The following is a 22801-nucleotide window of genomic DNA, read 5'->3' as shown; positions in this document are numbered from 1 at the left end:
AAGCGATTCAAACAGTTTCCAAATTGATTCGGCCGGCCAGCTCAAGTCATTGAAAAAGCGAGGTAAAAAAATCGCCATTTTTCGCTTCAGGACTGATCGTCGCCCGTTCCGGATAATGTTTCGCGCCGGCCCTGCTCGTGCAGTCTGCAGGCTTTTTCATTCAGCACGCTGGTCAGAGTTTTCTCCGCCTTTGTCCGGCCGAAAGTGATGCGGTTCTGGTCTGCGGCCTTGTCCTTGTCGATGCGGGCCTTCCGCTTGCGGAATTGACGCAGATTGACAATGTCGCCGGACATTTTGCCGTCCTTCCAGAAACGCGTTTCAGTTCTTCTTACGGAAGGAATCGAGCGAAATCACCGAGCCGCCTTCCTTCTTGATCTCATCAGCAGGCTTGGCCGTACCGTCGATATCTGTCTCCACAGGTCGCTCCGCCGGCGACATGGGATATGCTGTAATCTCTGCGCTTTCCTCTTCTTCCTCGCCCACCGCCGCCACATCGAATTCAAGCTCGAAATTGACGGAGGGATCATAGAATCCGCGGATCGCGTTGAATGGAATAACGAGCTTTTCCGGCGTATCGGAAAAGGACAGCCCGATTTCGAACTGTGCCTCGGTCACTTTCAGTTCCCAGAACTGGTGCTGCACGACAATCGTCATCTGTTCGGCATATTTTGCCTTGAGATGCTGGGAAATGCGCACGCCGGGAGCCCCGGTGAGGAAGGTAATGAAAAAATGATGATCACCGGGCAGGGACCCTGTTGCTGCGACTTCGGTCAGGACCTTGCGAATGACGCTGCGAAGCGCATCCTGCGCGAGAATGTCGTAGCGGATATGGTCTTGGCCCATAAGATCCCCGTCTTTCTTCTGAAACTCAACTCTTCAATAGCATCTGTTCGTCGTGCGGATGTTCACCAGACGAGTCAATCTCATCCTGTATAGACCATTTCAAGGCAGGGAAGAAGTGGAGGTTTCTGTTGCCAGGTACCTCCGAACCCCGCCTAAGAGTGCGACCCCTTAGGACTTGATTTGAAGTGTCACACCGCGATTAAGCAGCGAGACGAGCTTCCGCATAGTTGTCATTTGCAACTACAATTTTAGCCCGATAACGGTGGTACAATGCCGAGCGAAAAGTCGATCTTTACACCCTTGTCGATCCTATTTCGCCCCCATCAAAAGCCGGTCTGTCAAATTTCGACCGGCCGGTTTTTGGTGGAGGCGCCGGGTACCGCCCCCGGGTCCAATAGGCTTATTTCACCGCCTGTTTATCGCCATAGCTGCCCGAAGACAGCAGCAGTCATATAAGTGTTAAATGAGGCCAAGGAAAGGGCCGCGGTAAAAAATCCGGCGGAACATCGCGGCGCGGCGTTCGCCGGTTGGGGATTGCGTGCAATTGACGCTGGTGTGGAGCGTCGAAGCTCTTATTTTACCTTGCAAACGAATCGGCGGCGGATCCATGAAACAGTATCTCGACTTTCTCTCGCATGTGATGGAAACGGGTTCCGACCGCGGCGACCGCACGGGCACGGGTACGCGCTCTGTCTTCGGATACCAGATGCGCTTCGATCTGTCGGAGGGCTTCCCGGTGCTGACGACCAAGAAGCTGCATCTGAAATCGATTATTTACGAACTGCTCTGGTTCCTGAAGGGCGATACCAACATCGCCTATCTCCGCGAAAACGGCGTCAATATCTGGAACGAGTGGGCCGACGAGAACGGCGATCTCGGTCCGGTTTATGGTTACCAGTGGCGCTCCTGGCCGGCACCGGACGGCCGTCATATCGATCAAATCTCCGGCCTGCTGGCGGAACTTAAAAACAACCCAAATTCGCGCCGCCACATCGTGTCCGCCTGGAATCCGGCGCTGGTGAACGAGATGGCCCTGCCGCCCTGCCACTGCCTGTTTCAATTCTACGTCTCCGACGGCAAGCTGTCGTGCCAGCTTTACCAGCGCTCCGGCGATCTGTTTTTGGGCGTACCCTTCAATATCGCGTCCTATGCCTTGTTGACGCTGATGGTGGCACAGGTTTGCGGGCTGGAGCCCGGTGATTTCGTGCATACGTTCGGAGACGCGCATATTTACCGCAATCATTTCGAGCAGGTGCGCGAACAATTGACGCGGGCGCCGAAAATCCTGCCGAAAATGCGCTTGAACCCTGAGGTAAAGGATCTATTTTCCTTCCGTTTCGAGGATTTCGAACTGTTGGGCTACGACGCGGACGCCCATATCAAGGCTCCGGTCGCCGTCTAGCGAGCCGAGCATTTCGGGCCCTCTGTGGCTCACGGTCGGGAGGATCTGATGCTGACATTGTTTCACGCGCCGCAGTCGCGGTCGGGCCGAATTCTCTGGCTTCTCGAGGAACTCGGTGCCGAATATAATGTGCGCTATGTCTCCATCCGCCGGTTTGACGGGTCCGGTGGGCCGGACGAGACCAATCCGCATCCGCACAAGCAGGTTCCGGCGTTGCTGCACGACGGCGAACTGGTGACGGAATCGACCGCCATCACTCAGTATCTGACCGAACTCTTTCCAGACTCGGGGATGGGCCGGCCCTTGGGTCATCCCGAGCGCGGCGCCTATCTTTCGTGGCTCGCCTATTATGCCGGCGTGATCGAACCCATGGGAACGGCCTTCCTCAGCGGTCTTGCGCAAAACAATGCCAATCTGGCCAGGGGATATGAGGACATGTGCGCGCATGTCGTTGCAACGCTCGACCGTCATCCTTTCCTGCTGGGCGACAAGGTCAGCGGCGCGGACGTGATGCTTGGCGGCGCGCTTGCCTGGATGCGCAGGCTGCTGCCCGAAAGCGTCAGTGTCGATCGCTATGTCCACGAACTCACCGCGCGCCCGGCGCTTGCCCGCGCCCGCGAAATCGACAGCCGTCCCGATGGTTTTCATGACTGAACGGGGGGCCGGCGAGGTTGAGTAGACGTATGCAGATAACGGAGATCGTACTTGTATGTCAGTCCCAGTGCGTATAACCAACTGACAATGCTAGTGAAATGTAACCTATGATTGCAATCTAAATATGAATGATAAGCGGAGCAGGGTTAGAATGCCATCGGCGACTTCAATTGTCGCCCGCAGTTATCCGGATAATATAATCGGTATTGAGAACAGATTGCCGTGGCATCTGCGTACTGATTTGCAAATGTTTAAAAAACGCACGCAGGGCCACGCTGTAATCATGGGGCGTAAGACGCTGGAGTCTATAGGTAAACCGTTGCCTAACAGGACAAATATTGTCTTGTCCAGAACTGAGATCAAATCGGATTTCAGCAACTTAAAATGGGCGAAAGATCCGGAGACTGCACTGCTTTTTGCGGATGTAGACTCAATTTTTTCTGGAAACGTAGAGTTTTTTATCATCGGGGGGGAGCAGATTTATAAAATTTTTGAACGATTTATAAATCAGGTTTTTCTTACGGAAGTTTTTTGTGGCCACATTAATGGTGACGCAAAATTTGAAACTGATTTCGAGAAAGACGCGGTTGGCCCTAAATCTGAATGGAAACGAGGGACCGAAGACGAATACCCAAAATCAGAGGTCGATCAATATCCGTTTCGAGTTACCCGCTACGAAAGACGTAAACCGGCCCATCGGTACAAATCGAAAGAGGAGTTTATGGGACGGCAGCCTGATTTCTTTAAATACTTTGAGTTGTATGAAAAGAAAATCGACGCGTTGGATAGCCAGAATCCAAATCAGCTAAAATTTTTCACTGACTTAAATTGAGCCTGCTCAAAGCTTGAGCTCAAAGCGCTTCCGGCGCAAAAGCTGACGAAGGCTAACTATTTTAGCGGATTTACGGTGAAGTTCCATACGCCGCGTTGAAAGCGGTTCTGCAGATACCTATAACGGGAACACATCGCGGCATGCCGATTTTTGCGGCCGGCGATCCTGAATTTTTTGAGTGGAAGAGGTTTGAATGCCCTGGAGCAATCAGAACGGCGGCGGTGGTGGTCCTTGGGGCGGCGGCGGCGGTGGCAGCGGTGGCGGTGGAAACAAGGGTCCCTGGGGCCAGGGGCCGAACCGTCCGCGTGGCGGCGGCGGTGGCAGGGGCAATGGCGGGCCGCCGGATCTGGAAGAGATCTTCCGACGCGGGCAGGACCAGCTGAAAAGCGTCGTTCCCGGCGGCTTCAACGGCGGTGTCGTTGCGATTATCGGGCTCTTGCTCGTCGGTTTCGTGCTGATCAATTCGATCTACACCGTCCAGCCGGATGAACGCGGTGTGGAGATGCGCTTCGGCAAGCCCAAGGAAGAAGTTTCCATGCCGGGCCTTCACTACCATTTCTGGCCGCTCGAGACCGTCGAGATGGTCAAGATCACTGAGCAGCAGCAGAATATCGGCAGCAAATCGGGTCTCGGCAACCAGGCGGCGGCAGGCCTGATGCTGTCCGGCGACCAGAACATCGTCAATGTCCAGTTTTCCGTGCTGTTTTCCGTGACCGACCCGAAAGCCTATCTGTTCAATGTCGAGAACCCGGCCCAGACGCTGCAGCAGGTCGCTGAAAGCGCCATGCGCGAGGTTGTCGGACGTCGTCCGGCGCAGGATATTTTCCGCGACAACCGTCAGGCGATCGCAGCCGATGTGAAAACAACCATCCAGGCGACCATGGACACTTATGGTGCCGGCATTTCGGTCAACACCGTGGCGATCGAGGACGCAGCTCCGCCGCGCGAAGTGGCTGACGCGTTCGACGAGGTGCAGCGCGCCGAACAGGACGAAGACCGGTTCGTCGAAGAATCCAACCAGTACTCGAACCAGGTTCTCGGCCGTGCGCGCGGCCAGGCCGCCCAGATCCGCGAAGAGGCCGCCGCCTACAAGGGCCGGGTCGTCAAGGAAGCACAGGGTGAAGCGCAGCGGTTCATCTCCGTCTATGACGCTTATGCCCAGGCGCCGGATGTGACGCGCAAGCGGCTCTATCTGGAAACCATGCAGAACGTGATGGGTAAATCGAAGAAGGTCATTCTCGACGAGCAGAACGGTCAGGGCGTGCTTCCCTATCTCCCGCTCAATGAAATCGGCAAGCCCGCGCAGTCGGGAGGGGCCCAGTAATGAACAACCGTCTTCCTTACATCCTGATCGGCCTCGCGCTTGTGCTGATGGTCGTCTATTCGTCGGTCTTCATCGTCAATCAGCGGCAGCAGGCCGTCGTGGTTCGCTTCGGTGAAATCCGCGACGTGAAGACAGAGCCCGGCCTTTATTTCAAGCTTCCCTTCGGTTTCATGGATGCGGACCGCGTCCAGTATGTCGAAAAGCAGGCCCTGCGCTTTGACCTCGACAATATCCGCGTCCAGGTTTCTGGCGGCAAATTCTATGAAGTTGACGCCTTCGTCGTCTACAAGATCTTCGACGCCCGCCGTTTCCGCGAAACCGTTTCCGGGGATCGGGAATCGGCAGAATCGCGCCTGCGCACCCGTCTCGATGCGTCGCTACGCCGGGTTTATGGTCTGCGCGGCTTTGAATCGGCATTGTCCGACGAACGTGCGTCCATGATGCGGGAAGTCCGTGCCGACCTCAAGACCGACGCCGAGTCGCTCGGCCTGCAGATCGAGGACGTCCGGATTCGCCGCACCGATCTGACGCAGGAAGTGTCGCAGCAGACGTTTGACCGGATGAAGGCCGAGCGTTTGGCGGAAGCCGAACTGATCCGTGCCCGCGGCAACGAACAGGGCCAGCGTCGTCGAGCGATCGCCGATCGCCAGGTGGTCGAGTTCGTCGCCGAGGCACAGCGTGATTCGGAAATCCTGCGAGGCGAGGGCGAAGCGGAGCGGACCAAGGTGTTTGCGGATGCTTTTGCCCGTGATCCGCAGTTCTTCGAATTCTACCGCTCGATGGCCGCCTATGGCGCGGCAATCGCCAGCCCGGACACAACGCTGGTTCTATCGCCAGATTCGGAGTTCTTCCGCTACTTCAACAGCTCCGACGGCACCGCGAAGTCGCCATCCGTGCAGCCCACGGCTGGAATACCGGCTGCGCAGTAAGCGGTGATACGGGAATGTATATTTCCTGTGATCGAGGGGCCGGTGCATGCACTGGCCCTTTTGGTTTTGGTGGAATTGGTAAAATGCTTGCCCCATATTCCGGTTTGACCGTTGCGGCTTTCCGGGCTTGTGTCCATCGCACCCGGCGTGGCAAGTGTCTGGCTGGCTTGAGGATAGACAATGACACATAAATTGCTGATCCGCCTCGTGGACGCAGAATATGCGATTACCAGGCTCAATATCGGGACACCGCTGCCGGAATGGCTCGTCGGCGCCGGTTTCTGGGCGGTATCCAGTTCCCGCGAGGAGATGACGCTGGTCTGCCGTGCAGCGCGCATCCCATCCACGATCCAATCCTCCGGCGGATGGCGTTGCTTCCGGATCGAACAGCATTTCAAGTTCGACGTGCCAGGCGTGCTCGCCTCCGTTCTCAACCCGCTGTCGGATGCCGGTGTCGGAATTTTTGCTAATTCGACGTTCAGCACGGACTATATCTTCATCATAGGCTCGGACCTCGACAAGGCCGTCGCGGCGCTGAAGGCCCATGGCCACGAGATCATGGTCTGATCCTGGCGCATGATCGGGTATCGACAACCTGCTGAGGAAAAGATGACTGGACGCCTCCCGAATCCGCCTTATCTTGTCGAGAGGTCAGCTGCGTCGGCGTCTTGATGCTGCCTGACGCGGACGGGGCGAGAGCTTCGGCTGATCCGAACTTGGTCACTGTCGGCGAGCCATCCAAATCGAGAGGACCCTATGGGTTTCAACTGCGCTTTCCTCCTTCGATCCATCGCTCTGACAACGGGCGCAGCCTTGCTGGTCAATTCCGTGCCGATGGTTTCCATCGCCCGCGCCCAGACGACGGCACCGGCAAGGATCCAGCAAGGCCCTGATTCCGTAGCCGATCTGGCAGCCGGCTTGCTCGACGCCGTGGTCAATATTTCCACATCCCAGAACGTGAAAAACGACGACCAGGCGCCGGCGCCGCAGGTGCCGGAAGGGTCGCCCTTCCAGGATTTCTTCGATGAATTCTTCAAGGGGCAGACCGGGGAGGGCGGAGGACGACCGCGGACAGTCGATTCACTGGGATCCGGCTTCGTCATCGATCCCACTGGCTTCATCGTCACGAACAATCATGTCATCGAAGGTGCTGATGATATCGAGGTCAATTTTGCCAATGGCAGCAAGCTTAAGGCCAAGCTGATCGGCACTGACACCAAGACCGATCTTGCGCTGCTCAAGGTCGAGCCGAAACGCCCGCTGACGGCGGTTCCTTTCGGCGATTCCCGCCAGATGCGGATCGGCGACTGGGTGATGGCAATCGGCAATCCTTTCGGACTTGGCGGCACCGTGACGGTCGGGATCATTTCGGCGCGCGGGCGCAATATCAATGCCGGTCCCTATGACAATTTCATCCAGACGGATGCGGCCATCAACAAGGGCAATTCCGGCGGGCCTCTCTTCAACATGAAAGGCGAGGTCATCGGCATCAACACGGCGATCATTTCGCCAACAGGGGGATCGATCGGCATCGGCTTTTCGGTGCCGACGGAACTGGCGCAGAATGTCATCGGCCAATTGCGGGAATTCGGCGAGACGCATCGCGGCTGGCTCGGCGTGAGAATACAGCCCGTCACGGACGATATCGCCGAAAGCCTGAAGATGGAGACACCGAAAGGTGCCCTGATCGCCGGCATTATCAAAGGCGGGCCTGTCGATGGCGGAGCAATTCTGACCGGCGACGTGATCGTCAGGTTCGATGGCCGGGACGTGGTGGAGATGCGCGATCTGCCGCGCGCCGTTGCCGAAAGCCCGGTTGGCAAGGCCGTCGATGTCGTGATCATCCGCGATGGCAAGGAGATGACGGTCAAGGTGACGCTCGGCCGGCTCGAGGACGGCGAGGAACTGGCGCAGGCAGATGCCGCGCCGACGACGCCATCGCCGGAAGGAGGCGACGAGGTCGCGCCGCCGGCAACAGCCCTGCCTGTCTCCGATTCGGTTCTGGGCATGAAGCTTGTGCCGCTGGATGCGGCTGCCCGCAAGAGCTATGGTATCGTCGAGACAGTCGAAGGGGTCGTGGTGTCGGAGGTCGCGCCCCAGTCGGTTGCGGCGGAGCGACGGATTGCAGTCGGGGACGTGATTGTCGAAATCGGCCAGGAAGCGATGAAGACGCCGCAGGATGTCTCGGCCAGGATCGACAAGCTGAAGGGGGATGGTCGCCGCAACGCTTTGCTGATGATCGCCAACACCACCGGCGAACTGCGGTTCGTGACGGTGCGGATGGAATAGGCAAGGCGACGGAGCCTTTGTCAGGTACGCAAACGAAGTGCGCCGTCAGGACGCTTGACGAGACAATGTCCTCTGCGCGCCGTGATCGCGGTCAGGCCGCGAAATCCGTCTTCCGGTAGCCCTGAATGTAGAGAAGGGCGGTCAGGTCGGCATGATCGATGCGGATGTTTACCTGCGAGGAAACGATGGGCTTCGCATGCAGGGCGACGCCCGATCCGGCCAGATGCAGCATGCCAAGATCGTTGGCGCCATCGCCGACAGCAAGGGCCTCGGCCGTCGAGATGCCGAGCCTGGTCGTGATGTCCACCAGAGCATCGACTTTGGCTTGTTTCCCAAGGATTGGCTCCGCTACCGCGCCGGTCAGGTATCCGCCTTCCTCGAGAAGGATATTGGCGCGGTTTTCATCGAAACCCAGCATTTCGCCGATCGGGCCGGTAAAGACAGTGAAGCCGCCCGAGACGAGAGCGGTGTAATAGCCTTTGGCCTTCATCGTCGCGATGAGTTCCCTGCCACCCGGTGTCAGCGTGATCCGCCGGTCGATGACATCGCCGACGACCGTAACGGGCAAACCTTTGAGCAGGGCGACGCGCTCGATCAGCGCCGGCTCGAAGGCGATCTCGCCATTCATGGCACGCGCGGTGATTGCCGAGACCTTGTCCTTCAGTCCGACTTCCGCCGCCAGTTCGTCGATGCACTCCTGGCCGATCATGGTCGAGTCCATATCGGCGATCAGCAGCTTCTTGCGCCGCGTTTCAGCCGTCTGCACCACGACGTCGATCGGCAGGTCGCCGACGACGCCGCGCAGCAGCGCTTCCTGCCAGTCCGGATTGCTGCCGTCCCTGAGCGCGATATCGCAGGCAACCCCGTCGGCCAGCCAGTACAGGCCGGACGCATTGACGGCAGCGGCGGCTTCCTCGGCGATCGCCGGCGTCAGAACGGGATTTGACGGATTGGCAACAAGCGTGGCAACGAAGGCCATGATGAAAAACCTTGAAACGGGACAGGATGCGATCCTGATAACCGGGCCGACTGCCAGCGGCAAGTCCGCTCTTGCAGTCGAGATGGCGAAACGGCACGGCGGTGTCGTCATCAATGCCGACAGCATGCAGGTCTACGACACGCTGCATGTGCTGACCGCGCGCCCGTCCGACGACGATATGCAGGATATCCCGCATCATCTCTATGGTCATGTTCCGGCTTCGCAGCTTTATTCCACCGGCGAATGGCTCCGTGATGTGGGCGCGCTCCTTGGCGCCGTGCGTGGCGCCGGGCGAATTCCGGTTTTCGTCGGGGGGACCGGATTGTACTTCAAGGCGCTCACCGGCGGGCTTTCGGATATGCCGGCAATCCCACCGGCCGTTCGTGACACAGTAAGGGGGCGTTTGCACGACGAAGGGCCGGAGGCCTTGCATGCCGTGCTTGCGGCAATCGATCCCGCAACGGCGGCCAGCTTGCGACCGGGAGACGGCCAGAGGATCGCCCGCGCGCTTGAGGTTTTTGCCACGACCGGACAATCGATTCGCGTTTTTCAAGCGCAGCAAGGCCCTATGACCATCGCTGCTGATCGCGCCCTGAAACTCGTCGTCCTGCCGGAGCGCCAGCTTCTGCGCCAGCGCATCGACAGGCGATTCGCGCAGATGCTAAAACAAGGTGCGGTAGAGGAGGTTGAAAAGCTGCTCTCCCTCGGCCTTCACCCGGACATGCCGGCCATGAAAGCGATCGGCGTGCCGCAGATAACAGCCATGCTGGGGGGAACGATGACCGAGGCGAAGGTCGTCGAAACCGCGTCGGCGGCAACACGGCAATATGCAAAGCGGCAGATGACCTGGTTCCGGAACCAGCTGGATGAAAGCTGGCACCGTCTCGACCCGGCCAGTGTCTGAAGGTGCTATTTGCGGATGATGCCGCTCAGCGGTTTCTTCAGAAGGCTTTCGCGCAGAGATGGCCTTGGCAGGTCTGGAGCGGGCTGTTGAGCAAAGCCCGACGTGGTGCGCGCAGCCGGGCGATAGGGTTCCGATGTTTGTGGAGAAGGCGTCTCGCCGCCGAGTAACTGGCTACGGATCTGGTTGAAGCGGTCAAGATGCGGACTGGCCGGTTCGTTGCGCGGCAGCATCCCCGGATTGTAGGGTTCGTTAAAGGCGATTTCGGTCGAGACAGATGGTCTGTCATCGGCGCTGGACGCAGGGACCGCGCTCTCCGGGACCGGAGCGTAGGCAGGATCGACATTTGCTGCGTAAGACTGCTGCAAGTTTGAAATATCGGGTCCGTTCAGGGCACGCATGCGGGCGACAACAGCGCGCAGATCGATCGTCGATGGCGTTTCGTCCGTCGTTTTCGCGGCGATTCCATTGGCTTTCGGAAGGTTGTTTTCGCCAACGCGGGTAAAGCGCATGCGCATCGGAACCGCAACGGCCTCGCCAAAAGCAATTGCTTCGCCATTGCCGATGGAGGAAATGAAGCTCGTTGTCGAAATCGACGAATTGGGAATGGCGGAACGAATGATCTCCTGATCGCGGTCGTTGGACAACCGCATGGCAAAGACCGTCGAACACTGCGACAGGATGGTCGGATCGAGTTCCCCTGGCCGCTGGGTGATAATCCCCAGCGATACCCCGTATTTGCGGCCTTCCTTTGCGATACGGGCAATCGCCTGCCGTGTCGGAATAAAGCCGAGGCTCGGATCTGCAGGCACGTAGCGGTGGGCCTCCTCGCAGACGACAAGCATATGGACGCCGCCATTGCTCCAGAGCCCGATTTCGAAAGCCATGCGGCAGAGTACGGAGGCGACGGAATTGACCACTTCGGACGGAATTCCGGCAAGTTGAAAGGTCGTCACGGGCTTGCCGTCACCGGGGATGCGGAAGATTTTCGCAATCGTTTCGAGGATCGTGTCGGTGATCGTGTTGGACGAAAACATGAAATTGTAGCGCGGATCATTGATCGCGCTCATGATCCTTACCTTCAACGACCGCAGGTGCGGCTTGTCGCTGCGGCCTTCGAGCCGGCCAATTCGTTCGTCGATCAGCGATAGAAGATCGGCGATGCGGTAGGGCACCGGCGTGTCGGCGGTAAGGGAGCTTTTCTCGCTGGCGCGGCGCGCGAGGCCTGATTCCATAGATCCCTTGAATGCCCGTTTTGCCTCGGGAATGACGTCGCGGAGAATGTCGAGCTCTTCTGGAACGGCCGGCCGCCCGCGAAAGACGACCTCGGCAAATTCCTCGAGCCGCATCAGCCAGAAGGGCATGTCCAGATTGTCGGTATCGATGACAACGGCAAGATCAGGAAAGGCGGCGGCGAATTCATTGTGCGGATCGAGGATCAGCACCCTGAGCTTCGGATCGGCCGCGATGGCTTTGCGCAGAAGTAGACTGACGGCCGTCGACTTGCCGACGCCGGTGGTGCCGACGATGGCAAAATGCTTCGAAAGCATCGAGGGCACATTGATGGTGGCATCCAGGCTCTCATCCTGGGTGAGTGTGCCGATGATGCAGTTTTCATTCTTGCCGGCATCGTAGATACGGGCCAGGTCCGCGGAACGGATCCTGTGGGCGATGGCTCCGAGATAGGGATATTGGCTGATGCCGGCTGAAAACTCCTCGCGGCCGGAGGGGGCGACATTCACTTCGCCCATCAATTCCACCTCGATGCGGAATGTGTTGTCGAGTTCCTCGCCCCAGTCGTTGGTAGCGGTCTGCATGGAGTAGACGAGGGCGACAACGCGGTTGTCGCCGACACTGATCGAGATCAGCCGGCCGACGGACCAGAGCTCACTGAGCGCAGTCTCGCCGTTTTCGGCAAGGGCGGAGATGGTCGCGCGCGACCCGTTGCACGCGACGACCCGGCCGAGAAAGCGATTGCCGCGTTTCAGGGTATCGCGCCGCTCCTGTTCGCCGGCGCTGACGGATGTATGAAGGTCGCTGTTCAGCAATGGGATGCCTCTGCCATGATCGGACAGTATTACGGGAAGGAATTTAACAAGATGTTTCCGCCACTTGCTGCCACTTTGCCGATAGGGTGCAGTTGATTTCATTTTCCCGAATTGTCGTTGACGCCGTCCGCTTTTGTGGCTATCACTGCCGCCATGAAAAACTCTGTTGTTATTCTTGTGGTGGGACGGCGCATGGGCAGGATGGTGTAACCATCCGGCGATAGCCACCCATGCGCGATACGAGGCTCCTGACGGGGCCTTTTTTTATGCCCTGAAACCAGCTAATCCCCAATAAAACACGCTAACATGGACGGAAACAGGCCAATGAGCGGGACAGATACCCAGACGGCAGGCAACCAGATGACAGGCGCGGAAATCGTTCTTCGCGCGCTGAAGGACAACGGCGTCGAGCATATTTTCGGCTATCCGGGCGGCGCCGTCCTGCCAATCTATGATGAAATTTTCCAGCAGGAAGATATCAAGCACATCCTCGTCCGCCACGAGCAGGGCGCCGGCCATATGGCTGAAGGTTATGCGCGCTCTACGGGCAAGGTCGGCGTCATGCTGGTAACATCCGGGCCGGGCGCCACGAACGCCGTGACGCCGCTGCAGGATGCGCTGATGGACTCGATCCCGCTGGTCTGCCTGACGGGCCAGGTTCCGACCTCTCTGATCGGTTCGGACGCATTCCAGGAGTGCGACACGGTCGGCATCACGCGTCCCTGCACCAAGCACAACTGGCTGGTCAAGGACGTCAACGATCTCGCCCGGATCATCCATGAGGCGTTCCGCATCGCGCAGTCCGGCCGCCCGGGCCCTGTCGTCGTGGATATCCCGAAGGACGTCCAGTTCGCGACCGGCACCTATACCCCGCCGTCAGCCGCTCCCGTCCAGGCAAGCTATCAGCCGAAGCTTCAGGGCGACGCGCGGCGGATTGCCGAGGCCATCGCGCTGATGAAGACCGCGCGTCGTCCGGTCATCTATTCCGGCGGCGGCGTCGTCAACTCCGGCCCGGAAGCCTCGCAGTTGCTGCGCGAACTGGTCGAATTGACCAATTTTCCGATTACCTCGACGCTGATGGGGCTCGGCGCCTATCCCGCATCGGGCGAGAACTGGCTTGGCATGCTCGGCATGCACGGCACCTACGAGGCCAATATGGCGATGCATGATTGCGACGTCATGGTTTGCATCGGCGCGCGCTTCGACGACCGCATCACCGGCCGGCTCAATGCGTTCTCCCCAAACTCCAAGAAGATCCATATCGATATCGATCCGTCCTCGATCAACAAGACCGTTCGCGTCGATGTTCCGATCATCGGCGATGTCGGCAATGTCTTGGAGGACATGGTTCGCCAGTGGCGGGCGTCGGCGAGCGAGATCGACAAGAGCCGCCTGGAAGACTGGTGGACCGGTATCGTTCGCTGGCGCGGCCGTAACTCGCTCGCCTACAAGATGAGCGACGACGTCATCATGCCGCAATATGCGATCCAGCGGCTCTATGAGCTGACCAAGCATCGTGACACCTATATCACCACAGAAGTTGGCCAGCACCAGATGTGGGCAGCCCAGTTCTACGGCTTCGAGCATCCGAACCGCTGGATGACCTCCGGTGGCCTCGGCACCATGGGCTATGGCTTCCCGGCGGCAATCGGCGTTCAGGTCGCGCATCCGGACTCACTCGTCATCGATATTGCCGGCGATGCCTCGATCCAGATGTGCATCCAAGAAATGTCGTGTGCCGTGCAGCATAACCTGCCGGTCAAGATCTTCATCCTGAACAACCAGTATATGGGCATGGTACGCCAGTGGCAGCAGCTGCTGCACGGCAACCGCCTTTCCAACTCCTATACCGAGGCCATGCCCGATTTCGTCAAACTGGCCGAAGCCTATGGCGGCGTTGGCATACGCTGCGAAAAGCCCGGAGATCTCGACGGTGCGATCCAGGAGATGATCGACAGCCCGGCACCCGTCATCTTCGACTGCCGCGTCGCCAATCTCGCCAACTGCTTCCCGATGATCCCATCGGGCAAGGCGCATAACGAGATGCTGTTGCCGGACGAAGCCACGGACGAAGCGGTCGCTACGGCGATCGACGCCAAGGGCCGCGCACTGGTTTGATGGAATAGAGAGAGACAAGATCATGAACGCACATCTTCAGCCCACCGGCTCTGCCTATTTCATCGCCAAGGAAACCGAGAAGGCGGAAAACCATACGCTCTCGGTTCTGGTCGATAACGAACCGGGCGTTCTCGCTCGCGTCATCGGCCTGTTTTCAGGCCGGGGCTACAACATCGAAAGCTTGACGGTTTCAGAGACCGAACATCAGTCGCACCTGTCGCGCATCACCATCGTCACACGCGGTACGCCGCATGTGCTGGAGCAGATCAAGGCGCAGCTGGAACGCATCGTCCCGGTCCACCGCGTCGTCGATCTGACGGTTCGCGCCGCTGAACTCGGTCACGACCGGCCGATCGAGCGGGAGGTGGCGCTGGTCAAGGTCAATGGTCAGGGCGAGAGCCGCGCCGAAACCTTGCGTCTCGCCGATGCCTTCCACGCCAAGGTGATCGACGCGACGCTCGAGCATTTCATCCTCGAGATCACCGGCAAGTCCTCCAAGATCGACCAGTTCGTGGCTATCATGAAGCCGCTTGGGGTCATCGAAGTCTGCCGCACCGGCATCGCAGCGATGAACCGCGGCCCTCAGGGGATGTAGATAATGGAATGGGCGCCGCTGGCGCCCAGTCTCACCGATGCAGCGTCTTCGTCAGATCATTTCCAGTGCCATTTTTGCCATGGGCGGAGGAAAGGCCTTGTCGAGCAGCGTCAGGTCGTCCCCGGTCAGCTTGACGTCCACGCTTCCGCGGTTTTCCCGAACACGTTCCTGCATGCCGGTCTTGGGAATGACGATGACCCCCGGTTTGCTGATCAGGAAAGCAAGCGCAACCTGGGCGACGGTCGCCTGGTGGGCCTTGGCGATGTGGATCAAGTCCGGGTGGCGCAAAAGCCGGGCCTCGTCGAGCGGAGAATAGGCCATGACCGGCATGCCCCGCGCCTGGCTTGCCCCCAAGAGGTCATACTCAATGCCGCGACGGTTGAGGTTGTAAAGCACCTGATTGGTCGCGACCTCGGTTCCATTGGACAGGGAGAGCAACTCGTCCATGTCGTCCGTGTCGAAATTCGAAACACCCCATGCGCCGATCTTGCCTTGCCGCCGTAGCCCCTCGAAGGCGTCGATCGTCTCAGTCAGCTTATAGCGCCCGCGCCAATGCAGAAGATAGAGGTCTATATAGTCCGTGCCCAGCCGCCGGAGGCTGGCTTCGCAGGCTCTTTTGGCACCTTCAGCACCGGCATTGGTCGGCAACACCTTGCTGACGACGAAAGCATCGTCGCGCCGCCCCTTGATCGCTTCACCGACGACGCGCTCGGCACCGCCGTCGGCGTACATTTCCGCGGTGTCGATGAGGGTCATGCCGAGGTCGAGGCCGTGCCGCAAGCTTTTGACTTCTTCTGCGAAAGCCTGCTTGCGCTCGCCCATGTGCCAGGTGCCCTGGCCAATGACGGGAACGGTTCGCCCCGAAGGTAACGCTGTCGTCGGAATGGGGTGGTGCATGAATATCCTCCTGGCCTTCAAAGACGAACGTTCTAGGCGCCGCCAATGTTTCATTTATGGCGCAGTGCGACAGTGCAAAGGTCAGGCGCCAGAGAAAAGGCAGCGTTGTCTGCTTCTTGTCATGGTGACAAGTTTCGGGTGGTCCGGGAAAACAGCTCAACTAAGTTGCTGAAAATATCTGGAGTGAATTTCATGCAGGCCGATACGCTTGTCGCGCTGTTTCTCTTTGCGCTCACGACGTCGATTACGCCGGGTCCGAACAATATGATGCTTTTCGCATCCGGGGTGAATTTCGGGTTCATGCGGACGATTCCGCATATGTTCGGTATTGGCACGGGGTTCCTGTTCCTGCTCATCTCCGTTGGCCTCGGTCTCGGCGCGCTTCTTCACTCTGTGCCTCTGCTCTACACGGTGCTGAAATTTGCCGGCGGCGCCTATCTGGTCTGGATCGCCTGGAAGATCGGCACGTCGCGGACGCTGTCAGAGGGCAAGGCGAACGCAGTGCCGATGACCTTCCTGCAGGCTGCCGCTTTCCAATGGGTCAATCCGAAGGCCTGGGTCATGGCCGTTTCCGCCATGGCGACCTATACAAGCGAGCAGAGCTATCTGTTCAGCGTTATGGTTGTCGGCCTGATTTTCGCGCTTGTGAATGTGCCGAGCGTGTCCACCTGGGCCGGCTTTGGCTCAGTTCTGCGGCAATGGCTTTCGGATCCTGTTCGGCTCAAATGGTTCAATATCATCATGGCGGTCTTGCTCGTCGTCAGTCTTTGGCCGATGCTGCGCTAGAGTAGTTCAGCTTCTCCGTGGCGGGCTGCGATTCCGTCCTTTTCAGAACGAAGATGTGCCGATGCCCGGGTTCGTCGTTTCAATCATCACAGGTTTTGTCTTTGTGGCGGGCGCGCTCGCGATCGTTTTAGGCTGTTATTTTCTTGCGCGGAAAGTGCTTGCGCCCGGCGCCGACGGTGATCGTACCCATGACGCTGCGGCAACGATTGCCGTGCGGATTGCCGCACTCCACGGCCTGATCCTTGCCCTGGTCTATGCTCAGGAACTTGACGACTACAAGGGCATCCGAAACAATCTGATGGAGGAGGCCGTGGCGATATCCGACGTCTACAATGACATCGGGCGCTATGGCGGGCCTTCGGTTGCGCTGATCCAGACCGGATTGGCCAAATACGTTCTTGCCGTGGTCGGTGAGGAATGGCGCAGGCTGGGCCATCGTCAAGGGCTCTCACCAAAGGCGTGGGTGGAGTGGAACGATGTCTATGAACGGTTGCTCGATCTGACGGCGGAAACGGAGCGGCAGCGTTATCTGGGCAACAGAATGCGCGATCGGGCAACGGCTATCGCACGGTTTCGACAGATCCGCGAAGAGACCGCGGCGGGCAGTTTCAGCGGCTTGTTCTGGGCGCCGGCCCTGACTGGCCTCGCGCTGCTTGCGGTGCCATTCTATGTCTTTCGTCCGACACGGACGCATGTTTTTCTGCTCTCCACTTTCGCCGCCTATTCGGGTGTCGTCCTCTTCTTCATATTTGCCTTTTCCAATCCCTTCGAGCAGCCGGGGAAACTTGAGCCTATACCCTTCGAAAATCTGTTGCGCGGAGATCTCGGCAAGAGCCTCCCTGCCGGTGACAACCCGTTTTCCAGTCCATAGCCATCGAGGATAAAATGCATCACCCCCATCACGATGAGCATGACCATCATGACAACCATTTTTCGCCGATGGAAGCGCGGGTGAAGGCGCTTGAAACCGTGCTGACGCAGAAGGGCCTGATTGATCCGGCAGCGATCGACGCCATCGTCGAGACCTACGAGACCAGGATCGGGCCGCGCAACGGCGCCCGCGTCGTCGCAAAGGCATGGAGCGAACCGGACTTTGCCGACTGGTTGCGACGCGACGCCACGGCTGCGATTGCCAGCCTCGGCTATAGCGGCCGCCAGGGCGAGCATATGCGCGCGGTCTTCAATACGCCTGATATCCACAATCTCGTGGTCTGCACCCTATGCTCCTGCTACCCATGGGCGGTGCTCGGACTGCCGCCCGTCTGGTACAAGGCACCGCCCTATCGTTCGCGCGCGGTGATCGATCCGCGTGGTGTGCTGGGTGAATTCGGAGTTGTTTTGCCCGAGACCAGGAAGATCCGCGTCTGGGATTCGACGGCCGAGCTTCGCTATATCGTCATTCCCGAGCGGCCAGAGGGCACGGAGGGGTTCACGCCGGAGGCGCTCGCCGATCTTGTGACACGGGATTCGATGATCGGCACCGGACTGGCAAAAACAGTCGGAGAAGCGGCATGAACGGCGCCCAGGACCTTGGCGGGCAGCATGGGTTCGGCCCGGTCGCGCCTGAAACCAACGAACCGTTGTTTCATGCCGATTGGGAGAAGCGTGCGCTGGGGCTGACCCTGTCCTGCGGTGCTTTCGGGGCCTGGACCATCGATGAAAGCCGCCATGCCCGCGAAAGCCTGCCGCCGGCGACCTACCTGTCGGCCAGTTACTATGAAATCTGGACGCGAGCGCTGGAGGTGCTCCTGCAGCGCCACGGCTTCGTTTCAGCCGACGAACTGGCTGCGGGCGTGTTGCTGGAAAAGAGCCGTGAGCCGAAACGCATATTGACCGCCGCTATGGTCCCGTCCGTTCTTGCCAAAGGCGCCCCCTGCGACCGCCCCGCGACGACCGATCCGCTGTTCACCCCCGGCCAGCAGGTGCGCACCCGGAATTTCAATCCTCTGACCCATACGCGCCTGCCGCGCTATGCCCGTTCGAAGACGGGCATCGTCGAGAGCGTGCAGGGCTCGTTCGTCTTTCCCGACGAGAATGCCCATGGGAAAGGCGAAAATCCACAATGGGTTTATACGGTAGTGTTCGATGGAGAGGAAATATGGGGCGAGGGGGCGGATCCGTCGCTGACGGTGTCGATCGATGCCTGGGAGAGCTATCTTGAACATGCGTAAGCCTGCTGCATTGCTGGCGAACTCGCCCGAACTTCCAAGGTCGCCCGAGGGCGATCCGGTCTTTGCCGAACCCTGGCAGGCGGATGCCTTTGCGATGACGGTGAGCCTCTACGAGAAGGGCGTGTTCTCCTGGAGCGAATGGGCGGAAGTCCTGTCGCAGGAGCTTTATCGCCCGGGCCGGCGCGCCGATGCGGCCGATTATTTCGACTGTTGGGTCGCGGCATTGTCACGGCTCGTCACGGAACTGTCGATCACCTCGAAGGCCGATCTCGATCAACTCTCGCAAAGCTGGCAGCGTGCGGCCGCGGCGACGCCCCATGGAAAGCCCATCCGGCTGGACAACGATCCGCTGCGGTAAACTCACGATCGCTTCCGCGCGGCGCACTTCGCGACAAAGCCCCATTGGACCGGCTTTTCCCAGCTGCCGATTCCCGAGGCGGTCGCAGCTTTGGGTTTTCAAAAGGCGCTGTCGTGACGTCAACGCTTTCACAGTCACCAATCACGGCGGTGGACGGTCTTTTTGCTTCTATCATGTATTATGCGACACGGGTGCCGATATGCCTTCCGCGTGGCGGTTTCCCGAGGTTGCCGGACGCGTATGCGATTGCCAGCGCCAAGCCTGCCCTTCAAGCCGGGCGACAGAAGACGGCGAATCGGGCAATAGATCGGCCATGGAATTCGCACCACAACAGGATGAAGCCCTGAAGGCCGTTTCGCGCTGGCTGAAGGAGGGACGATCGCCGCTCTTTCGCCTCTTCGGTTATGCCGGAACCGGAAAGACCACGCTTGCCCGCCACTTTGCCGAACATGTCGATGGCGATGTGCTGTTCGCCGCCTTTACCGGCAAGGCTGCACAGGTGCTGCGCTCAAAGGGCGCGTCGAACGCCAAGACCATTCATTCGCTGATCTACCGGCCGCGCGGCGAGGAGGAAGTGTCGAACGAGGAAACCGGCAAGACGTCCATCGCGCCGATGTTTTCGATCAACCGCCAGAGCCCGGTCGCCAAGGCGGCACTGATCATCGTCGACGAATGCTCGATGGTGGACGAGGCATTGGGCAGGGATCTGATGAGCTTCGGCACACCGATCCTCGTGCTTGGCGATCCCGGCCAACTGCCGCCGGTCTCCGGTGGCGGCTATTTTACCAACGAGGAACCGGATTATCTCTTGACGGACATCCACCGGCAGGCCCGTGACAATCCGATCATCAAGCTCGCCATGCAGGTGCGCGAAGGTAAGGAGATCATGCATGGAGACTATGGCACGACGGCCAGAGTCATTTCCAAGAACGAGGTGACGCAAAGCCTCGTGCTGGACGCAGATCAGGTGCTTGTCGGAACCAACAAGACGCGACGCCGCTATAATATGCGGCTGCGGGAGTTGAAAGGCTTTACCACCGATTATCCGCAGTCGGGCGACAAGCTGGTCTGCCTGCGCAACGATCCCGCCAAGGGACTGCTGAACGGCTCGCTCTGGCAGGTCATGACCTCGTCCAAGGAAACGGTGAAGCCGGGTATCAACCTGATGATCCGGCCTGAGGACGACGACATGGATCGCGGCGCGGCCAAGATCAAGCTCTTGAAAACCGCCTTCGAGGATGTCGAGGGCGAAATCCCCTGGTCGACGCGCAAGCGGTACGATGAGTTCGACTACGGCTATGCCCTGACCGTGCACAAGGCCCAGGGCTCGCAGTGGAACGATGTGGTGCTGTTCGATGAAAGCTGGGCCTTTCGCGACACCCGCGAACGCTGGCTCTACACGGCGATCACCCGCGCCGCGGAAACGCTGACGATCGTCCGGTGACGGCTCGGGCAGCCGTAGCGGCTGTCCTGGTTACCGGGCCAGCGTGAAAGGCAGCGCCCCTGCGCTGATCACGAACTGCAGCTTGCGGCGATGCTCGCTCGACAAGTCCTCCTGGCAGGACCTGGCCTCGTGAAAGGCCTCCCGGGTCTGCAATTTTCCATAGGTATCGGTCAGCGCCATGCAGGCCATCAACGGACTGGCGGTCAATGTCCTGCGCGCATAGCGGTACAGATCGCCGTCCGCCGACAGCGCTTTTTCTGCAAGCGCCAGGCTTTCGAAGAGAATATCGGCGTCCGCAGCCAGATGAGCCTGATCGATCAAACTCTCATGGAGGATCGTCGAGGACGCATCCTGGACAATGACGACACGCAGGCCGGCCTGCAGTTTCTCTTCGGCGATCGTGACGGTAAAGGCAAGCGGGTCGGCATCCGGGCGTGGATTGGCAGACATTGATCTTGCCGGAGCTATCGTGATGGTGCGGTAATGGGACGCTGCCGTTCCAAATGCATCGCCGAAACGGGCAGCCTTGCCGCGTTTCGGCCCCTCCGTCCGGATGGTGATCCGCGGCAGGGCGCCAGCGAACTTGCGTTCGACGACAGCTCCGTGCAGCCGGGCGGGTGTGGGGATGCTGACGCTCATGGCGGGCGACGACAGGGGCACGAAAATAAGCAGAGGCAGAACGGAAAGGAGGGCGAGCGGCGACGAGAAGGGCGCCGGCCGCCAGGCGGGACGGCGCCTGGGCGCGGCGACCACAATGCGTTCCGGCTCCGGGCCAGGCGGTTGATTGTGGCGGCTGTAGATGGGCACATAACTTCCCTTGGGAATATCGATCCGCCAATCGTCCTTTGCGCCTTCGCCGGCGTAGTAAGCTGCCATAAGCTTGCGAAGTTTTCCGGCATGGACCCGCACCAGAGGGTCGCTATCGGCGTTGAAGGCCTGCGGCCGATCGAAAACGTCGATCCCGATCGTGTAGCCCTTCAATTGATGGCCGTTGCCCTCCATTTCGCGCTCGACCACATATTTCAGGAACGCCCGAAGCCGCTCCGAGCGGGCGAAGACCGCGCTCGACAGCAGCCGTTCGAGCGCTTCGAGAATGAGGGCATCCTGGGGACGCGCCGTCTCAGTCATCGGCTTGTCTCCCCGATGCGAGCGGCATGGACGTGGCTCTTCTGCAAGAGACGGCTGGAAACAAAAGGCTGGTGGGCAAACAACGTGTCATCGGTCCGGTAGATGTCTTTCCATGGTGTTGGTGCGGTGCAAGTCTCAGACGATTGCTCGCCCTCTCCACCAGATCAGGCTTTTCCTGGTTTGGCGGGCGTCCGGTTGTTACACGCATATAGTACATGAAATATGCGTCATCCGCATTTTTTGTTGCAGGCGAAGATTAAACCGGCCGTTTTCTTGCAGCCTGCGGAGTGAGCCGTTAAGACAGGGGCACGGCTCCTCTCTTGTCGAAAGTCCTGAAATGCCTGCCAAACTCTCGGTAAATCTGAACGCCATCGCCATGCTTAGAAACCGCCGCGATCTCCCTTGGCCATCGGTGACAGGGCTTGGAGAAATCGCCCTTGCGGCAGGCGCGAGCGGCCTAACGGTGCACCCGCGCCCCGACCAGCGGCATATCCGTTTCTCCGATCTGGCGCCGATTCGCGCCTTGATCGACGATCTCTACCCGCAGGCGGAATTCAACATGGAGGGGTATCCGAACTCGGAGTTTCTCGATCTTGTCGATCAGCACCAGCCAGATCAGGTGACGCTGGTGCCGGATGATCCGGCGCAGGCAACCTCGGACCACGGCTGGGATTTCCGAAAGAACCACGTTCTTCTTGGCACTGTCGTCGGCCGGTTGAAGACAAAGGGCTTTCGGGTGTCACTGTTTGCCGATGGCGACCCGGACGGCGAAGCATTGAAGATTGCGAGCGAGACTGGCGCTGACCGGATCGAACTCTATACCGGTCCCTATGGTGGCTGCTATGACGATCCCGAGCGCAGCATTGCCATTCTGGACGATCTCGGCTGGACCGCCGAACTGGCCGCGGAACTCGGGCTCGGTGTCAATGCCGGTCACGACCTGACCGTCGCCAACCTGCCGCCGCTTGCCGCGCGCATACCGGGCCTTGCGGAAGTATCGATCGGCCATGGCCTGACCGCAGATGCGCTTCAATACGGCATGGACGAAACCGTGCGGCGTTTCTGCCGGGCCTGCGGACAGACCATCTGACTGAAGGATGCGA

Annotated in this window: 22 protein-coding genes, 1 other RNA gene and 1 pseudogene; 17 read left to right on the top strand and 7 right to left on the bottom strand. The window is 59.4% G+C overall.

The window, feature by feature from the left end:
- Positions 1 to 86: 86 nt before the first annotated feature.
- The 3 genes from PY308_RS13585 to ssrA form a co-directional block, all read right to left on the bottom strand.
- The gene (locus PY308_RS13585; protein ID WP_275783421.1) at positions 87 to 293 is read right to left on the bottom strand and encodes a DUF4169 family protein; all 207 of its coding nucleotides are present in this window, start codon (positions 291 to 293) and stop codon (positions 87 to 89) included.
- 25 nt (positions 294 to 318) lie between these two features.
- The gene (locus PY308_RS13580; RefSeq protein ID WP_275783418.1) at positions 319 to 843 is read right to left on the bottom strand and encodes an SspB family protein; all 525 of its coding nucleotides are present in this window, start codon (positions 841 to 843) and stop codon (positions 319 to 321) included.
- A gap of 114 nt (positions 844 to 957) precedes the next feature.
- Positions 958 to 1325, bottom strand: a transfer-messenger RNA (tmRNA) gene (ssrA, locus tag PY308_RS13575).
- A 125-nt stretch (positions 1326 to 1450) separates the two neighbouring features.
- Between ssrA and PY308_RS13570 the strand changes: the two genes are divergently transcribed.
- From PY308_RS13570 to PY308_RS13540, 7 genes and pseudogenes are all read left to right on the top strand, one after another.
- A complete protein-coding gene (locus tag PY308_RS13570) occupies positions 1451 to 2245 on the top strand; it encodes a thymidylate synthase (RefSeq protein ID WP_275783415.1) in 795 nt (264 codons plus the stop codon).
- 48 nt (positions 2246 to 2293) lie between these two features.
- Positions 2294 to 2899 carry a glutathione S-transferase family protein gene (locus PY308_RS13565; RefSeq protein WP_275783412.1) on the top strand — a complete coding sequence of 202 codons (606 nt, stop codon included), beginning with the start codon at positions 2294 to 2296 and terminating at the stop codon, positions 2897 to 2899.
- A gap of 199 nt (positions 2900 to 3098) precedes the next feature.
- Positions 3099 to 3731: pseudogene (locus tag PY308_RS13560) on the top strand (dihydrofolate reductase); the annotation flags it as partial.
- Positions 3732 to 3924: 193 nt separating this feature from the next.
- The gene (hflK, locus tag PY308_RS13555; RefSeq protein ID WP_275783406.1) at positions 3925 to 5055 is read left to right on the top strand and encodes an FtsH protease activity modulator HflK; all 1131 of its coding nucleotides are present in this window, start codon (positions 3925 to 3927) and stop codon (positions 5053 to 5055) included.
- Positions 5055 to 5984, top strand: a complete 930-nt coding sequence (gene hflC, locus PY308_RS13550; protein WP_275783403.1) for a protease modulator HflC — start codon at positions 5055 to 5057, stop codon at positions 5982 to 5984. Before hflK ends, hflC begins: the two co-directional genes overlap by 1 nt.
- Before the next feature lie 180 nt (positions 5985 to 6164).
- Complete coding sequence (locus PY308_RS13545; RefSeq protein ID WP_275783401.1) at positions 6165 to 6551, top strand: ACT domain-containing protein; 387 nt, start codon at positions 6165 to 6167, stop codon at positions 6549 to 6551.
- 267 nt (positions 6552 to 6818) lie between these two features.
- A complete protein-coding gene (locus PY308_RS13540) occupies positions 6819 to 8273 on the top strand; it encodes a Do family serine endopeptidase (RefSeq protein WP_275791122.1) in 1455 nt (484 codons plus the stop codon).
- A 91-nt stretch (positions 8274 to 8364) separates the two neighbouring features.
- Here the strand turns inward: PY308_RS13540 and serB are convergent, their stop codons facing one another.
- The gene (gene serB / locus PY308_RS13535; RefSeq protein ID WP_275783399.1) at positions 8365 to 9252 is read right to left on the bottom strand and encodes a phosphoserine phosphatase SerB; all 888 of its coding nucleotides are present in this window, start codon (positions 9250 to 9252) and stop codon (positions 8365 to 8367) included.
- Between serB and miaA the strand changes: the two genes are divergently transcribed.
- Positions 9251 to 10156: a tRNA (adenosine(37)-N6)-dimethylallyltransferase MiaA gene (gene miaA / locus PY308_RS13530; protein WP_275783396.1), complete on the top strand. Its 906-nt coding sequence runs from the start codon at positions 9251 to 9253 to the stop codon at positions 10154 to 10156. The two genes, serB and miaA, sit on opposite strands and share 2 nt — an antisense overlap.
- Positions 10157 to 10161: 5 nt before the next feature.
- Here miaA and PY308_RS13525 read toward each other — a convergent pair whose 3' ends face one another.
- Positions 10162 to 12201 carry a helicase HerA domain-containing protein gene (locus PY308_RS13525; protein ID WP_275783393.1) on the bottom strand — a complete coding sequence of 680 codons (2040 nt, stop codon included), beginning with the start codon at positions 12199 to 12201 and terminating at the stop codon, positions 10162 to 10164.
- Between the two features lie 324 nt (positions 12202 to 12525).
- On the opposite strand from PY308_RS13525, the gene PY308_RS13520 reads away from it, so the two are divergent.
- Together PY308_RS13520 and ilvN are read left to right on the top strand one after the other, a co-directional pair.
- On the top strand, positions 12526 to 14319 hold the full coding sequence (locus PY308_RS13520; protein WP_275783392.1) for an acetolactate synthase 3 large subunit: 1794 nt from the start codon (positions 12526 to 12528) through the stop codon (positions 14317 to 14319).
- 22 nt (positions 14320 to 14341) lie between these two features.
- A complete protein-coding gene (ilvN, locus tag PY308_RS13515; RefSeq protein WP_275783389.1) occupies positions 14342 to 14914 on the top strand; it encodes an acetolactate synthase small subunit in 573 nt (190 codons plus the stop codon).
- 51 nt (positions 14915 to 14965) lie between these two features.
- Here the strand turns inward: ilvN and PY308_RS13510 are convergent, their stop codons facing one another.
- The gene (locus tag PY308_RS13510; RefSeq protein WP_275783388.1) at positions 14966 to 15811 is read right to left on the bottom strand and encodes an aldo/keto reductase; all 846 of its coding nucleotides are present in this window, start codon (positions 15809 to 15811) and stop codon (positions 14966 to 14968) included.
- 192 nt (positions 15812 to 16003) lie between these two features.
- Between PY308_RS13510 and PY308_RS13505 the strand changes: the two genes are divergently transcribed.
- From PY308_RS13505 to PY308_RS13480, 6 genes are all read left to right on the top strand, one after another.
- Complete coding sequence (locus PY308_RS13505) at positions 16004 to 16597, top strand: LysE family translocator (RefSeq protein ID WP_275783385.1); 594 nt, start codon at positions 16004 to 16006, stop codon at positions 16595 to 16597.
- A 61-nt stretch (positions 16598 to 16658) separates the two neighbouring features.
- Positions 16659 to 17468: a bestrophin-like domain gene (locus PY308_RS13500; RefSeq protein WP_275783384.1), complete on the top strand. Its 810-nt coding sequence runs from the start codon at positions 16659 to 16661 to the stop codon at positions 17466 to 17468.
- Between the two features lie 14 nt (positions 17469 to 17482).
- Positions 17483 to 18112: a nitrile hydratase subunit alpha gene (gene nthA, locus PY308_RS13495; RefSeq protein WP_275783380.1), complete on the top strand. Its 630-nt coding sequence runs from the start codon at positions 17483 to 17485 to the stop codon at positions 18110 to 18112.
- On the top strand, positions 18109 to 18768 hold the full coding sequence (gene nthB / locus PY308_RS13490; protein WP_275783379.1) for a nitrile hydratase subunit beta: 660 nt from the start codon (positions 18109 to 18111) through the stop codon (positions 18766 to 18768). Before nthA ends, nthB begins: the two co-directional genes overlap by 4 nt.
- Entirely contained in the window at positions 18761 to 19126 is a 366-nt protein-coding gene (locus tag PY308_RS13485; RefSeq protein WP_275791121.1) for a nitrile hydratase accessory protein, read from the top strand. The genes nthB and PY308_RS13485 overlap by 8 nt, the downstream gene beginning before the upstream one ends.
- Before the next feature lie 313 nt (positions 19127 to 19439).
- Entirely contained in the window at positions 19440 to 20570 is a 1131-nt protein-coding gene (locus PY308_RS13480) for an ATP-dependent DNA helicase (RefSeq protein ID WP_275783376.1), read from the top strand.
- A gap of 30 nt (positions 20571 to 20600) precedes the next feature.
- Here the strand turns inward: PY308_RS13480 and PY308_RS13475 are convergent, their stop codons facing one another.
- On the bottom strand, positions 20601 to 21698 hold the full coding sequence (locus tag PY308_RS13475) for a hypothetical protein (protein ID WP_275783373.1): 1098 nt from the start codon (positions 21696 to 21698) through the stop codon (positions 20601 to 20603).
- 337 nt (positions 21699 to 22035) lie between these two features.
- Here PY308_RS13475 and PY308_RS13470 point away from each other — a divergent pair, with 337 nt between their 5' ends.
- Complete coding sequence (locus tag PY308_RS13470) at positions 22036 to 22788, top strand: pyridoxine 5'-phosphate synthase (protein WP_275783370.1); 753 nt, start codon at positions 22036 to 22038, stop codon at positions 22786 to 22788.
- Positions 22789 to 22801 lie beyond the last annotated feature (13 nt).

The organism is Pararhizobium gei (assembly GCF_029223885.1).
GTDB classification, from domain to species: Bacteria; Pseudomonadota; Alphaproteobacteria; order Rhizobiales; family Rhizobiaceae; genus Pararhizobium; species Pararhizobium gei.
Note: the sequence above shows the minus strand (reverse complement) of the source record. Positions and strands in the feature narration are given on the sequence as shown.

What these genes read in the sequence shown, in the direction of transcription:
- PY308_RS13585 (WP_275783421.1), bottom strand. Translation starts at nt 293, where the DNA reads ATGTCCGGCGACATTGTCAATCTGCGTCAATTCCGCAAGCGGAAGGCC.
- PY308_RS13580 (WP_275783418.1), bottom strand. Translation starts at nt 843, where the DNA reads ATGGGCCAAGACCATATCCGCTACGACATTCTCGCGCAGGATGCGCTT.
- PY308_RS13570 (WP_275783415.1), top strand. Translation starts at nt 1,451, where the DNA reads ATGAAACAGTATCTCGACTTTCTCTCGCATGTGATGGAAACGGGTTCC.
- PY308_RS13565 (WP_275783412.1), top strand. Translation starts at nt 2,294, where the DNA reads ATGCTGACATTGTTTCACGCGCCGCAGTCGCGGTCGGGCCGAATTCTC.
- hflK (WP_275783406.1), top strand. Translation starts at nt 3,925, where the DNA reads ATGCCCTGGAGCAATCAGAACGGCGGCGGTGGTGGTCCTTGGGGCGGC.
- hflC (WP_275783403.1), top strand. Translation starts at nt 5,055, where the DNA reads ATGAACAACCGTCTTCCTTACATCCTGATCGGCCTCGCGCTTGTGCTG.
- PY308_RS13545 (WP_275783401.1), top strand. Translation starts at nt 6,165, where the DNA reads ATGACACATAAATTGCTGATCCGCCTCGTGGACGCAGAATATGCGATT.
- PY308_RS13540 (WP_275791122.1), top strand. Translation starts at nt 6,819, where the DNA reads ATGGTTTCCATCGCCCGCGCCCAGACGACGGCACCGGCAAGGATCCAG.
- miaA (WP_275783396.1), top strand. Translation starts at nt 9,251, where the DNA reads ATGATGAAAAACCTTGAAACGGGACAGGATGCGATCCTGATAACCGGG.
- serB (WP_275783399.1), bottom strand. Translation starts at nt 9,252, where the DNA reads ATGGCCTTCGTTGCCACGCTTGTTGCCAATCCGTCAAATCCCGTTCTG.
- PY308_RS13520 (WP_275783392.1), top strand. Translation starts at nt 12,526, where the DNA reads ATGAGCGGGACAGATACCCAGACGGCAGGCAACCAGATGACAGGCGCG.
- ilvN (WP_275783389.1), top strand. Translation starts at nt 14,342, where the DNA reads ATGAACGCACATCTTCAGCCCACCGGCTCTGCCTATTTCATCGCCAAG.
- PY308_RS13510 (WP_275783388.1), bottom strand. Translation starts at nt 15,811, where the DNA reads ATGCACCACCCCATTCCGACGACAGCGTTACCTTCGGGGCGAACCGTT.
- PY308_RS13505 (WP_275783385.1), top strand. Translation starts at nt 16,004, where the DNA reads ATGCAGGCCGATACGCTTGTCGCGCTGTTTCTCTTTGCGCTCACGACG.
- PY308_RS13500 (WP_275783384.1), top strand. Translation starts at nt 16,659, where the DNA reads ATGCCCGGGTTCGTCGTTTCAATCATCACAGGTTTTGTCTTTGTGGCG.
- nthA (WP_275783380.1), top strand. Translation starts at nt 17,483, where the DNA reads ATGCATCACCCCCATCACGATGAGCATGACCATCATGACAACCATTTT.
- nthB (WP_275783379.1), top strand. Translation starts at nt 18,109, where the DNA reads ATGAACGGCGCCCAGGACCTTGGCGGGCAGCATGGGTTCGGCCCGGTC.
- PY308_RS13485 (WP_275791121.1), top strand. Translation starts at nt 18,761, where the DNA reads ATGCGTAAGCCTGCTGCATTGCTGGCGAACTCGCCCGAACTTCCAAGG.
- PY308_RS13480 (WP_275783376.1), top strand. Translation starts at nt 19,440, where the DNA reads ATGGAATTCGCACCACAACAGGATGAAGCCCTGAAGGCCGTTTCGCGC.
- PY308_RS13475 (WP_275783373.1), bottom strand. Translation starts at nt 21,698, where the DNA reads ATGACTGAGACGGCGCGTCCCCAGGATGCCCTCATTCTCGAAGCGCTC.
- PY308_RS13470 (WP_275783370.1), top strand. Translation starts at nt 22,036, where the DNA reads ATGCCTGCCAAACTCTCGGTAAATCTGAACGCCATCGCCATGCTTAGA.